This window comes from Morganella psychrotolerans, from assembly GCF_965118875.1.
Lineage (GTDB): Bacteria > Pseudomonadota > Gammaproteobacteria > Enterobacterales > Enterobacteriaceae > Morganella > Morganella psychrotolerans_C.
Genome location: NZ_CBCPJD010000007.1, coordinates 53615 through 66161, shown reverse-complemented (window position 1 = coordinate 66161; position 12547 = coordinate 53615). Strand labels below are relative to the sequence as shown.

Below are 12547 nucleotides of genomic sequence, written 5' to 3'. Positions count from 1 at the left end.
CGTCGATGGGTAACGGAAATCCGCAGATAGGAAACATTGATTTAGTCAAGCAGCTTAACGGGGCGGTGGTGTATCGCCTGATAGACCAGCTCGGCCCCATTTCACGTATTCAGATTGCCGAGCACAGCCTGCTGGCGCCGGCAAGTGTCACAAAAATCACCCGTCAGCTCCTGGAGCGCGGCCTGATAAAAGAGGTGGATCAACAGGCATCCACCGGCGGGCGCCGCGCTATCTCTATTATTTCAGAGCACCGCGCATTTCAGACTATCGGTGTGCGTCTCGGGCGCTTTGATGCCACCATTGCCCTTTATGATCTCAGCGGACGGGCAATTGCCGAGCACAACACAGCACTGAATGTTATTTCTCAGGATGATGCCCAGGCGCAGCTCATCACGCTTATCGATACGTTTATTCAGACGCACCAGCGGCGTATCCGCGAACTTATTGCGATTGCGGTTATCATGCCCGGGCTTGTCGATCCTGAACGCGGTATAGTGCGCTATATGCCGCATATTACCGTTGATGAATGGCCGCTGACCGATAACCTGCATCAACATTTTCAGCTGCCCTGCTATGCAGGTCACGATATCCGCAGCCTGGCACTGGCAGAACACTACTCCGGCGCGACACAGGACTGCGCTGACTCCCTGCTTGTGCGCATTCACCGTGGCACCGGCGCGGGGATCATTATCAATCATCAGATTCTGCTGAACCGGCGCGGAAGTTTAGGTGAAATCGGTCATATTCAGATTGATCCGCTGGGCGAGCGCTGCCACTGCGGCAATTTCGGCTGTCTGGAAACAGTAGCATCCAATGCGGCAATCGAAAACCGGGTCCGTCATCAGCTGGCACAGGGCTTTAAAAGTGAACTGACACCGGAAACCTGTACCATTGACGCTATCTGCCTCGCCGCAAACCGCAACGACCCGCTGGCAACCGAAGTGATTAAACAGGTGGGGAATTCCCTGGGAAAAGCCATTGCTATCATGATTAACCTGTTTAACCCGCAAAAAGTGGTGATTGCAGGGGAAATTACCGCTGCAAGTACGGTTTTACTACCGGCATTGCAAAGCTGCATCAACACCCAGGTGCTGAAAAATTTCCGTGAGGATCTGCCGGTGGTGATTTCACAATTACCGTCTAATTCAGCAATCGGAGCATTTGCCCTGATAAAACGGGCGATGTTATACGGCGAATTACTTCAGCATATTCTGGAAAATAAACCACCGGACGCCGGGTGAATACAAGGTGCGTCAGCCACAAAGAAATACGTCAACTCCGTGATTTTATCCTGTTTTTTGTTCTCTTTATCTGCAAAGTGATTATTATGCAGGCAAACAAACGGATTCCGTCAAAATATCTGCAAAAAGAAGTTGACGCTTTTGCCTGTAATCAGCATAATGCGCCCCGCAACGCCGATAGAAGGTCACGCGAAAAAGATGGCTATGTAGCTCAGTTGGTTAGAGCACAACACTCATAATGTTGGGGTCACAGGTTCGAATCCCGTCATAGCCACCATCTTTTTGCGGGAGTGGCGAAATTGGTAGACGCACCAGATTTAGGTTCTGGCGCCGCAAGGTGTGCGAGTTCAAGTCTCGCCTTCCGCACCATTCTCGTGACATTTGTTGTTCGTTGTTGTTTATTGTATTTCAGGTGGGGTATCGCCAAGCGGTAAGGCACTAGGTTTTGATCCTAGCATGCCCAGGTTCGAATCCTGGTACCCCAGCCATCTTCCACTTTGTGGAAAAATGAAGTATGATAGATGTCGTTTTTCAGTTGGGGTATCGCCAAGCGGTAAGGCACTAGGTTTTGATCCTAGCATGCCCAGGTTCGAATCCTGGTACCCCAGCCATTTAATCTGAAAAACGATGTCAGAAGTAAGAAGTACGGGATGGCTATGTAGCTCAGTTGGTTAGAGCACAACACTCATAATGTTGGGGTCACAGGTTCGAATCCCGTCATAGCCACCATCTTTTGGGGTATCGCCAAGCGGTAAGGCACTGGATTCTGATTCCAGCATTCCCAGGTTCGAATCCTGGTACCCCAGCCAAATTCTGAAAGCCCGTCTATGACGGGCTTTTTGCTTTTCTGAATCAGGACATTTGTTTTATCTGTTTTCTAATGTACAACGCGCGTCAGCAGGCAAAACAAACGAAAAGCATGTGCGCCATGGATGGCGCACCTGAGCGCACAGGGAGGTGTTTACAGCGACTTTTCGTTTTTGCCTGCTGTCAGGCGATCCCCGGAGCAGAAGAAATTCTCCTGCCCCGCCTGAATCATATACTCAAACCCCCAGCGCATACTTCAGCGCCAGCTTCTTCAGCGGAGTGGCACGTTGCGCCACCGTCAGTGCCAAATTACGCAGCGGCTGCAATCCCGGCAGCGTATTACTGAACGCCAGATAGAATACATCCATCCCCGCCTGCATCAGCAGGTTATCCGGACGGCGGCGGCGCTCATAGCGTTTCAGCACCTCAGTACTGCTCCAGTCCTCACAACACGCCCGCGCATTAATTAATATATCCAGCAACGCATCCACATCCCGGTATCCGAGGTTCACCCCCTGCCCGGCAAGCGGATTAATGGTATGTGCCGCATCACCAATCAGTGCAACGCCATCCTGAACATAATGCGCGGCATGGTGGCGCACCAGCGGAAACGAACCGGCAGCCAGAGGGGTAACCTCACCCAGACGTGCCGGGAATGCCGTGCGGATCTCGTCCTGCAACTGTGCCATCGGCAACTTGCTGAGCTGGCGGATGCGGGCAGGTGAGTCATACCAAACCAGTGACGCATATGAATCAAACAGTGGCAGAAATGCGCGCGGACCCGACGGGGAAAACTGCTGCCAGGTGAGATCCTGCTGCGCCCTGTGAGTATCGACCGAAATCAGCATACAGGACTGACGGTACTGCCAGCCACGGCTGCCGATGCCGGTCAGTGTTCTGACCTGCGAGCGCGCGCCATCAGCACCAATCACCAGGCGACTGCTTATCTGCTCCCCGCCGCCGAACGTCAGCAGCCATTCATCTGCCTGCTTCGTCATTGTCTGTAACTGAGCCGGACACAAGCAAGTGATGCGCTCGTGCCCGGTGACTTTCTCCCACAACGCCAGTTGCAATATCCGGTTTTCCACCATATACCCAAGTTCGGGTAACCCGAGGCTCTCAGCGGTAAAGGTAACTTCAGACCCCGGCGTTTCATAGGTTTCCAGTGCCCGGTACGGCACACAGCGCATCGCGCGGACCGCATCCCACACGCCAAGTGCGGTTAATAATTCAATTGATGCGCGGCTGACAGCGGAAATCCGCACATCAGGGCGCGCCTGTGCATCGAAAGGTGCGGGAGCCTGCTGCTCGGCAACCGTGACACGAAAACCGGCCTCAGCCAGTCCCAGTGCGCAGGCGGCACCAATCATACCTCCGCCGACGACGGTGACTTCAGAATGTGTTATCGGGTTATCCATAAGATACCTACTTTAAAACGTTGATTTTTTGTTCAATTGCCGTAAATTCACCGGGAAAGGTGAAGATCCGTGCTACCGGGTCTGGTCACCGGTGTGTCAAATGAATACAATATCGACCATTGGTTCTATCAAAACCTGATTGGATACGCACAATGCTTTTCAGTGTTGCGGGTATTATTTCACTGAAAACAGCGGATTGAGAAAATGTCGACGAGTAAAAAACTGTATATAAAAACCTGGGGCTGTCAGATGAATGAGTATGATTCATCCAAAATGGCAGACCTGCTGGAAAGCACCCACGGCTACACTTTAACAGACAACTCTGATGAAGCCGATATTCTCCTGTTAAATACCTGCTCTATCCGGGAAAAAGCACAGGAGAAAGTTTTTCATCAGCTCGGTCGCTGGAAAAACCTGAAAGACAAGAATCCGGACATTATTATTGGTGTCGGCGGGTGTGTTGCGTCACAGGAAGGGGATTTTATCCGCCGCCGCGCCCCTGCGGTTGATATTGTTTTCGGCCCGCAGACCCTGCACCGTCTGCCGGAAATGATCAACAGGCTCAGAGGCGATCGCAGCCCGATTGTTGATATCAGCTTTCCGGAAATCGAAAAATTTGACAATCTGCCGGAGCCGCGTGCTGACGGCCCTTCTGCATTTGTCTCTATCATGGAAGGCTGCAATAAATACTGCACGTTCTGTGTGGTACCTTACACCCGTGGTGAGGAAGTCAGCCGTCCGTGTGACGATATTCTGTATGAAATCGCACAGTTAGCCGCACAAGGTGTGCGCGAAGTTAACCTGCTGGGGCAAAACGTAAATGCCTACCGCGGACCAGCATTCGGCGGCGGAATTTGCAGCTTTGCCGAACTTATCCGCCTGGTTGCGGCTATTGACGGTATCGATCGTGTCCGTTTTACCACCAGCCATCCGATTGAATTTACAGATGATATTATTACTGTGTATGAAGATACACCGGAGCTGGTCAGCTTCCTGCATCTGCCGGTACAAAGCGGCTCAGACCGTATTCTGACGATGATGAAACGCGCCCATACCGCGCTGGAATACAAAAGCATCATCCGTAAGGTGCGCAAAGCGCGTCCGGATGTGCTTATCAGCTCTGATTTTATCGTCGGCTTCCCGGGCGAGACAGAAGATGATTTCCAAAAAACAATGCAGCTGATTGATGATATCAAATTTGATATCAGCTACAGCTTTGTTTACTCCGCACGTCCCGGAACACCGGCGGCAGACCTGCCCGATGATGTCAGCGAAGATGAGAAAAAACAGCGTCTGTACCTGTTACAACAGCGTATCACCCAACAGGCGATGATCCACAGCCGTCAGATGCTGGGAACCGTTCAGCGCATCCTGGTGGAAGGAACGTCCCGCAAAAACGTGATGGAGTTATCCGGACGCACTGAAAGCAACCGCGTGGTCAACTTTGAGGGAACCCCTGAGATGATCGGTAAATTTGTGGACGTTGAAATTGACGACGTTTACACCAATTCACTGCGCGGAAAGGTTATCCGGACGGAAGACCAGATGAACCTGCGTGTTCATGAAACACCGGCATCCGTTATCGCCCGTACCCGTAAAGAAGATGAACTGGGTGTGGGCTCATATCGGCCAACCACACATTAATCATTGCGGGCAGTTATTCATGCCCGTAATAAAAAACAGAGAGATTCAGTGACAGATACCTATACATCACCTTCACAGGTTGCCACACAGGAAATTTTCCTGGAGCCTGCAGAAAATGCGCGCCTGCAGAGCCTGTGCGGACCGTTTGATGACAACATCAAACTCCTGGAGCGCCGCCTGGGCACCGAAATCAGCCGCCGCGAAAACCGCTTCCGGCTGACCGGCAAACCACACTGCGTCAAAGCCGCTGCGGCTATTTTGCGTCAGCTCTATGTGGATACCTCGCCGGTGCGCGGCGTTATCTGTGATATTGACCCGGAACAGGTTCACCTCGCGGTCGCAGAGAGCCGTGTACTTGAGCAGAATGACGGGCACGTTCCTGATTACGGCAAAGCCGTCAATATCAAAACCAAACGTGGCGTGGTCAAACCCCGCACGCCGAATCAGGCGCAATATATCGCCCATATTCTGGATCATGATATTACCTTCGGCATAGGGCCTGCCGGGACCGGGAAAACCTACCTGGCTGTTGCCGCCGCCGTAGATGCCCTGGAACGTCAGGAAGTGCGCCGCATCATGCTGACCCGCCCTGCCGTTGAAGCCGGTGAAAAACTCGGTTTTCTGCCCGGCGACCTGAGCCAGAAAGTCGATCCGTATCTGCGCCCGCTTTATGACGCACTGTTTGAGATGCTCGGCTTTGAAAAAGTGGAAAAACTGATTGAGCGCAACGTGATTGAAGTTGCTCCGCTGGCTTACATGCGCGGACGCACACTGAACGATGCCTTTATTATTCTCGATGAAAGCCAGAACACCACCATCGAACAGATGAAAATGTTTTTGACCCGCATCGGCTTTAATTCCAAAGCGGTCATTACCGGGGATATTACCCAGATTGACCTGCCGAACGGCAATAAATCCGGGCTGCGCCATGCTATTGAAGTGCTGGCAGACGTCCCGGAACTGAGCTTTAACTTCTTCCACAGCGAAGATGTGGTGCGCCACCCAATTGTGGCAAAAGTGGTTATTGCCTATGAAGCGTGGGAAGCCGCAGATCAGAAACGCAAACAGATACTGAAACAGCAGCGCGAAACTGAACGCGCACAGGCGCAGCAGGAACAATCTCATGAGTAAACCGGTTCTGGATTTACAAATCGCCTGCGAAAATGTAGACGGAATGCCCGCTGAAGCGATGTTTCAGCGCTGGATTGACGCGGTGCTGCCGATGTTTCAGGCAGAAAGCGAAGTCACCATCCGTCTGGTGGATGAAGCTGAAAGTCATGAGCTGAATCTGACATATCGTGGCATGGATAAGCCGACCAACGTACTCTCTTTTCCGTTTGAAGCGCCGCCGGAAATTGAACTGTCGCTGCTGGGTGATCTGATTATCTGCCGCCAGGTGGTTGAACGTGAAGCCGCCGAACAGGAGAAAACAGAAGAAGAGCACTGGGCGCACATGGTCATCCACGGTTGCCTGCATTTATTGGGTTATGACCACATCGAAGACGATGAAGCCGAAGAAATGGAAGGGCTGGAAACGGAAATCTTAAAAAAATTAGGCTATTCTGACCCTTATATCACAGAAAAAGCATAGTCAGAGGTGCCGTTTATATGCTAAATATGACGGCAACTTTTATTGAACCGGGGAATTAAAAAAAACCGCCATGAGCGACGACCATCCATCGGGTAGCGATACACCGAACCAGAAGAAAGGCTTCTTTTCTCAGTTGCGTCAGCAACTGTTCCACGGCGAACCAAAAAGCCGTGAAGACCTCGTAGAGGTCATCCGTGATTCCGAACAAAACTCACTGATTGATCCCGACACCCGTGACATGCTCGAAGGGGTGATGGATATTTCAGATCAGCGGGTTCGCGATATCATGATCCCGCGCTCACAAATCGTGACTCTCAAACGCAATCAGACACTCGACGAGTGCCTGGATGTAATTATTGACTCCGCCCACTCCCGCTTTCCGGTGATAAGCGAAGACAAAGATCACATCGAAGGGCTGCTGATGGCGAAAGATTTACTGCCGTTTATGCGCAGTGATTCCGAAGAGTTCAGTATTGATAAAGTGCTGCGCCATGCCGTTGTCGTGCCTGAAAGTAAGCGGGTGGATCGCCTGCTCAAAGAGTTCCGCTCGCAGCGCTATCACATGGCGATTGTTATCGATGAATTCGGCGGGGTTTCCGGGCTTGTCACCATTGAAGACATTCTGGAGTTAATCGTCGGGGAAATTGAAGATGAGTATGATGACGAGGATGATGTGGATATCCGTCAGCTCAGTCTGCATTCCTACTCAGTCCGCGCCCTGACGCAGATAGAAGACTTTAACGACGCATTCGGTACACACTTCAGTGATGAAGAGGTGGATACTGTCGGCGGGCTGGTTATGCAGGCATTCGGTCATCTGCCGACACGCGGTGAAACGATAGAAATAGATAACTATATGTTTAAAGTTGCGATGGCGGACAGTCGTAAAATTATCCAGTTACATGTTAAGATTCCGGACGATGCTCCCATCCCGACTTTAGATGAAGATAATCTGACATGATGAAATCGTCTCATGGTTTACGCCAGTGGCCGCGTTTGCTGCTGGCGCTTGTTTTCGGGGCCGGCGGAACGCTGGCCTTTTCGCCATTTGATATCTGGTTCTTTGCGCTGACAGCGCTGACCGCCCTGTTGCTTTTAACTCTGAACCGGACGGCAAAACAAGCCTGTGCTATCGGCTTTGCATGGGGACTGGGTTTATTCGGCAGCGGTGTTAACTGGGTTTATGTCAGTATCGCTGATTTCGGCGGCATGCCGGAAGCGGTCAATCTGTTCCTGGTCGTGCTGCTGGCCGCCTATCTCTCGCTCTATCCGATGCTGTTTGCCGGATTGCTGGTAAAATGCTTCCCCAATGCCACACTCTGGCGCCTGGTGATTGCCGCGCCTGCATTATGGCAACTGACTGAATTTTTACGCGGATGGGTGCTGAGCGGGTTTCCGTGGCTGCAATTTGGTTACACCCAGATTGACGGGCCTATGCGGGCGCTTGCGCCACTGCTCGGCGTCAATGCGATTACCTTCCTGCTGATGATGATAAGCGGCTTTGCCGCACTCACAGTGGTCAAACGCCGGATGTGGCCGCTAATCCCGGCGCTGGTGCTCCTGTTCGCCCCGTGGCTGGCGCGAAATTATCAGTGGTATCAGATGAACAATGACCCGACACAGGTCGCGCTGGTACAGGGTAATATCGCACAATCCCTGAAATGGGAATCCGGCATGCTGGATAAAACCCTGGGAATCTATCTCAAAGAGAGCCGCCCGTATTTCCGCCCTGACACGCTGATTATCTGGCCTGAATCCGCTATTCCTGATTTTGCTGCCAGTCAGACGGCGTTTCTGGAACAGCTCAACGGACTGCTGACCCTCAGCGGCGCTCACCTGATAACCGGCGTGGTGGATGCAACCCGCAAAGGAAACAGTACGGAGTATGATGTTTATAACAGCCTGATTGTGCTGGGGAATAACAGTGAATATCGCTATGGTGATAAAAACCGTTATTACAAACATCATCTGGTGCCGTTCGGGGAATTTGTACCACTGGAAGATTTACTGCGCCCGCTGGCGCCATTCTTTAACCTGCCGATGTCCTCCTTCAGCCGGGGTGGTTATACCCAGCCGCCGCTGACTGCCGGAAAAATGACACTGACGGCAGAGATCTGTTACGAAATCATCCTCGGCGAGCAGGTACGCCAAAACATGACAGACAAAACCGGTGTCCTGCTGACTGTCTCCAATGATGCCTGGTTCGGGCGTTCTTCCGGGCCGTGGCAGCATTTCCAGATGGCGCGTATGCGGGCACTGGAACTGGGGCGTCCGTTGTTACGGGCAACCAATAACGGTATTACAGCGGTGATCGCACCGGATGGCTCCGTGACCGCGCAACTGCCGCAGTTCACGCAGGGCACACTGAGCGCGACAATCACATCCGCTTCCGGCTTCACACCTTACTACCGTATGGGCTCATGGCCGGTCTGGGGTGCTACCGCACTGTTCCTTGTACTCGCGTTAGCCAAACGACGCCAGACAAATGAACGGCGTCTGAGCTTCCGCTGATACGTTTCTGATAAAAAAATCCCGCAGATGAGAGATCACTGCGGGATTTTTATTTGACAGCTAACACAAATTACAGATATTCAGCGCGCCACAGGCGGAGCAGTAAGCCTGCTTTGCTTGTCCAGCCGCTGGTGTAGCTCACCATCTCACCCTTATCATAAATCACAAAGGTCGGGGTTACATTCACGCCCCATTGCTGTGAGATTTTACCGTCAGGGTCGTTTATCACCGGGAAATTATAGCCTTTTACCGCCATTCCCTTTGCCAGACGGGCATCATCACCCGAGCGGATAGCCACCGACATCACATTATAACCGGATGCCGATAATTCACTGACGGACGGCGATGTCAGTTTGCAGATCCCGCACCAGGATGCCCAGAAATAGACCAGAAGCGGCTTTTCTGCACTCAGCTGTGCGATTGACACCTGTGTGCCGTCGGTCAGTGTCAGCGCAGCAATGCTCTGTAAATCCGGGATATCCGGCTTGCGCCAGTAATCCATCGCCTGTGACGCAATAAATAAAAGTACCAGCAGCAGGAGAAATTCCTTTCCCCATCTGCGCAGTAATTTCATTATTTGACCTTAGCCAGTTCTTCTTTAATGACTGCATCTAACTGTGCATCATCAACCGCACCAGGCAACATCACATCGCCAATCAGTGTCGCCGGTGTTCCCTGCACGCCTAACTGCTCTGCCAGCATCATATTCATGCGCATAGTATTCATGCTGTTTTCTGTGATTTTTACATCACCCACATTGGCGGTTTTCATTGCTTTGTTGATATCATCCTGCGTCAGCGCCGTTTTTTTCTGCATAAAACGGTTATGCAACTGAGCAAAGGCTTCCGGTTTGGTTTCCCAGACAGAGAGCGCCGCGCGGCTTGAGTTCAGCGAGCTTTCACCTTTAAACGGCAGCAGCTTAAATACGACCGCAACATCCGGGTTATTTTTAACAGCGGCTTCTAACTGCGGATCAAAACGTTTGCAATACGGACAGTTATAATCGGTAAAAGAGACAATCGTCAGTTTTGGTGTTTTTGACCCGATGCGCGGCGTATATTTATCATTAAACAGAGCGGCAGCATTCGCTTTCACCGCATCTTTGACTTGTGCGCTCTGCTTTTCATTCTGTTTTTGCTGCAATGCCGCAATCGCTTCTTCCAGAATTTCAGGGTTTTTAACCAGCGTATCACGAACCAATTCACGCACCTGCGCTTCCTGGCCGGCTGTTAACGCCGCGGCGTTTGCTGTAGCGGTGAAAAAGAGCGAGCCGATAATTAACGCCGCGAGTATTTTTTTCATGGTTCAATTCCTTGTGACTGATTTAATAAGTGTAAGAGGGTTTCTCTGTCGAGTAATGGTGACAATATTTCGCCGCCGGGTAAAGCAGGACCATAAATCTGATTGAACGGCACGGCCAGATGTCCGCGTTTTTCCAGAAATGCCGTGATTTCAGGAGACGGTTTTGTCCAGTCTCCGCGCAGCGCGACAACATCCGGTTCACTCAATTCATTCTGAACATCTTTACGCAATAATACATTGTATTTATTGGCTTTACAGGTCACACACCATTGTGCGGTGACATCCACAAAGACCCGTTTACCCTGAGCACGCGCCGTTGTGATGGCCTCTTCAGTTAATGGCTGCCAGTCAACATTGTCTTTGACCAGACTGTCCTGCGGCGAATCAGTGATATTGATACCCGCCCAGACGCCGCCGGTTACCAGTAATGCCACCAGCGCCGCTGAACCGCGCTTCAGACCTGCGCGGCGGAACGCCAGCAGGACTAACACCAGCAGCACAACCGCCACTATCGCCGTTGCCGTCAGTATACCAATATGCGGGATAAGCAGGCTTATCAGCCACAATGTGGTGATAAACATCATGCCGCCCAGTACCAGGCGCAGCCCGTTCATCCAGCGGCCCGGTTTCGGCAGTACTTTTGCCACACCCGGAAAAGCGGCGATCAGCAGCCACGGCAAGCTCATACCCAGCCCGAGAGCGGTGAAAATCAGCCATAACTGAGAATAGGGTGCAACCAGGGCAAATGCGACCGCTGTACCGAGGAAAGGCGCGGTACAAGGCGTTGCCAACAGTGTGGCAAACACGCCTTCCATAAAATGTCCGCGCATTCCTTTTCCGCCTGCTGTTGCCAGCTTAGTGGATGCGTTACTGCTCAGACTGATGGAGAACACACCGAACAAATTAGCACTGAACAGTAATGTGACCAGCACCATAAAACCGAGGAACCACGGATTCTGGAATTGAATACCCCAGCCGACCGCACTTTGTGTCAGGCGCAGCACTGAAACCAGCCCCGCCAGTATCCAAAAGGACACCATAATCCCCGATGAGGAAACCAGAAATTGCGTGCGGAGAGCCCGGCGATCCCGGTTCTCCACATACAATACAGAGCTGAGTTTCATCGCCAGCACCGGTAACACACACGGCATCACATTGAGTATCAGCCCGCCAAGCAGGGCAAACAGCAGTAACAGGGCAAAAGACGTGCCACTGTCCGATGGTGTATTAATACCCGCACCAATTGTCGTCGTCAGCGCCTGTGCTACCGCACCGTCAGTTACCACTACAGACAATGGCTGCCCGTTCAGGTCACCCGGCGTCTCTCCCCAGTCATCCGTAACTTTCACCGATGCCGTCAGGCTGTCACCGGACACCTTAAAGGAAGGCGCTCCAAATATGGTATCTTCAGCTGCATTAAAGAAAAGCTGCGGTGACTGCCAGCCATCCGGGCTGTGCAGTGACATTGTCAGCGTGCCACCGTTTATCCGGCTGCCTTCAATGGTGATATTACCGTCCGCCTTTGGTACCTGCTGCATAGCAATATTATACTGCCGGTCAAAATCAGCCGGAGCAGGCTGTGAGGTATCCAGGGAAACCGGGTAATCCGTCAGAATACAGACATTGCTGCATGTCGATAATGTCAGCGTCCCGTTAAGGTCTGACACCGGCTCACCCGCCGTCACTTCCAGCGGAAACACCACACTGCCGCCATAGCCCTGGGTGGAAAGCCCGGCAACCTCAAAGCGCTGCGGCGCAGGCCAGAACCACTGAGAACGGATATTTTCCGGCTGCCAGGTCAGCTCGGGGGCAACACCACCTTCCCCGGGTGATTGCCAGTACGTCTTCCAGCCGGGCTGTAATTCGACCGCCAGCAGCAGACGTAATTTTCCGTCTTTCCACTGATCTGATGTGACTTTCACACGGGCATGAGTATTTTGCGGCATCGCTGTCCAGCCGGTATCAGCCGCATGCACGTTTGTTAACGTGAACAGAAACAGCACAAATGCTGTTAATACAGAACGCATAATTTT

The 12547-nt window shown here is 52.1% G+C and carries 10 protein-coding genes and 6 tRNA genes; 12 read left to right on the top strand and 4 right to left on the bottom strand.

Going from position 1 to position 12547, the window contains the following annotated elements; all coding sequences use genetic code 11:
- The first annotated feature begins 5 nt into the window (after window positions 1-5).
- The 7 genes from nagC to ACMHKJ_RS09455 all read left to right on the top strand — a co-directional run bounded on the left by nagC (window position 6) and on the right by ACMHKJ_RS09455 (window position 2050).
- Complete coding sequence (gene nagC, locus ACMHKJ_RS09485) at window positions 6-1241, top strand: DNA-binding transcriptional regulator NagC (protein ID WP_413493411.1); 1236 nt, start codon at window positions 6-8, stop codon at window positions 1239-1241.
- Between the two features lie 200 nt (window positions 1242-1441).
- A tRNA-Met gene (locus ACMHKJ_RS09480) sits at window positions 1442-1518 on the top strand.
- A gap of 7 nt (window positions 1519-1525) precedes the next feature.
- Window positions 1526-1610, top strand: a tRNA-Leu gene (locus ACMHKJ_RS09475).
- A 44-nt stretch (window positions 1611-1654) separates the two neighbouring features.
- Window positions 1655-1729 (top strand) — tRNA-Gln (locus ACMHKJ_RS09470).
- 48 nt (window positions 1730-1777) lie between these two features.
- A tRNA-Gln gene (locus ACMHKJ_RS09465) sits at window positions 1778-1852 on the top strand.
- 41 nt (window positions 1853-1893) lie between these two features.
- Window positions 1894-1970 (top strand) — tRNA-Met (locus ACMHKJ_RS09460).
- Between the two features lie 5 nt (window positions 1971-1975).
- A tRNA-Gln gene (locus tag ACMHKJ_RS09455) sits at window positions 1976-2050 on the top strand.
- 234 nt (window positions 2051-2284) lie between these two features.
- Here the strand turns inward: ACMHKJ_RS09455 and ubiF are convergent.
- The gene (gene ubiF / locus ACMHKJ_RS09450) at window positions 2285-3466 is read right to left on the bottom strand and encodes a 3-demethoxyubiquinol 3-hydroxylase (protein WP_413493409.1); all 1182 of its coding nucleotides are present in this window, start codon (window positions 3464-3466) and stop codon (window positions 2285-2287) included.
- A 204-nt stretch (window positions 3467-3670) separates the two neighbouring features.
- On the opposite strand from ubiF, the gene miaB reads away from it, so the two are divergent.
- From miaB to lnt, 5 genes are all read left to right on the top strand, one after another.
- On the top strand, window positions 3671-5110 hold the full coding sequence (miaB, locus tag ACMHKJ_RS09445; RefSeq protein ID WP_413493407.1) for a tRNA (N6-isopentenyl adenosine(37)-C2)-methylthiotransferase MiaB: 1440 nt from the start codon (window positions 3671-3673) through the stop codon (window positions 5108-5110).
- 48 nt (window positions 5111-5158) lie between these two features.
- Window positions 5159-6241 carry a PhoH family protein gene (locus ACMHKJ_RS09440; protein WP_413493405.1) on the top strand — a complete coding sequence of 361 codons (1083 nt, stop codon included), beginning with the start codon at window positions 5159-5161 and terminating at the stop codon, window positions 6239-6241.
- Entirely contained in the window at window positions 6234-6701 is a 468-nt protein-coding gene (ybeY, locus tag ACMHKJ_RS09435) for an rRNA maturation RNase YbeY (protein WP_413493404.1), read from the top strand. Before ACMHKJ_RS09440 ends, ybeY begins: the two co-directional genes overlap by 8 nt.
- Window positions 6702-6771: 70 nt before the next feature.
- Window positions 6772-7662, top strand: a complete 891-nt coding sequence (gene corC, locus ACMHKJ_RS09430) for a CNNM family magnesium/cobalt transport protein CorC (RefSeq protein ID WP_413493402.1) — start codon at window positions 6772-6774, stop codon at window positions 7660-7662.
- Entirely contained in the window at window positions 7659-9212 is a 1554-nt protein-coding gene (lnt, locus tag ACMHKJ_RS09425) for an apolipoprotein N-acyltransferase (RefSeq protein WP_413493400.1), read from the top strand. Before corC ends, lnt begins: the two co-directional genes overlap by 4 nt.
- A 70-nt stretch (window positions 9213-9282) precedes the next feature.
- On the opposite strand, the gene ACMHKJ_RS09420 is transcribed toward lnt, so the two are convergent.
- Genes ACMHKJ_RS09420 through ACMHKJ_RS09410 form a run of 3 tightly spaced genes read right to left on the bottom strand, consistent with a single transcriptional unit; the run spans window position 9283 to window position 12541 of the window.
- Window positions 9283-9786, bottom strand: a complete 504-nt coding sequence (locus tag ACMHKJ_RS09420) for a protein disulfide oxidoreductase (protein ID WP_413493398.1) — start codon at window positions 9784-9786, stop codon at window positions 9283-9285.
- Window positions 9786-10514 (bottom strand): DsbA family protein, encoded by a 729-nt coding sequence (locus ACMHKJ_RS09415; RefSeq protein ID WP_413493396.1) that lies wholly within the window; start codon window positions 10512-10514, stop codon window positions 9786-9788. The genes ACMHKJ_RS09420 and ACMHKJ_RS09415 overlap by 1 nt, the downstream gene beginning before the upstream one ends.
- Entirely contained in the window at window positions 10511-12541 is a 2031-nt protein-coding gene (locus ACMHKJ_RS09410) for a protein-disulfide reductase DsbD family protein (RefSeq protein ID WP_413493395.1), read from the bottom strand. The genes ACMHKJ_RS09415 and ACMHKJ_RS09410 overlap by 4 nt, the downstream gene beginning before the upstream one ends.
- Between the last annotated feature and the right edge of the window lie 6 nt (window positions 12542-12547).

Bases quoted from the DNA above. Each gene is read 5' to 3' on its own strand.
- nagC (WP_413493411.1), top strand. From the start codon at position 6: ATGGGTAACGGAAATCCGCAGATAGGAAACATTGATTTAGTCAAGCAG.
- ubiF (WP_413493409.1), bottom strand. From the start codon at position 3,466: ATGGATAACCCGATAACACATTCTGAAGTCACCGTCGTCGGCGGAGGT.
- miaB (WP_413493407.1), top strand. From the start codon at position 3,671: ATGTCGACGAGTAAAAAACTGTATATAAAAACCTGGGGCTGTCAGATG.
- ybeY (WP_413493404.1), top strand. From the start codon at position 6,234: ATGAGTAAACCGGTTCTGGATTTACAAATCGCCTGCGAAAATGTAGAC.
- corC (WP_413493402.1), top strand. From the start codon at position 6,772: ATGAGCGACGACCATCCATCGGGTAGCGATACACCGAACCAGAAGAAA.
- lnt (WP_413493400.1), top strand. From the start codon at position 7,659: ATGATGAAATCGTCTCATGGTTTACGCCAGTGGCCGCGTTTGCTGCTG.
- ACMHKJ_RS09420 (WP_413493398.1), bottom strand. From the start codon at position 9,786: ATGAAATTACTGCGCAGATGGGGAAAGGAATTTCTCCTGCTGCTGGTA.
- ACMHKJ_RS09415 (WP_413493396.1), bottom strand. From the start codon at position 10,514: ATGAAAAAAATACTCGCGGCGTTAATTATCGGCTCGCTCTTTTTCACC.
- ACMHKJ_RS09410 (WP_413493395.1), bottom strand. From the start codon at position 12,541: ATGCGTTCTGTATTAACAGCATTTGTGCTGTTTCTGTTCACGTTAACA.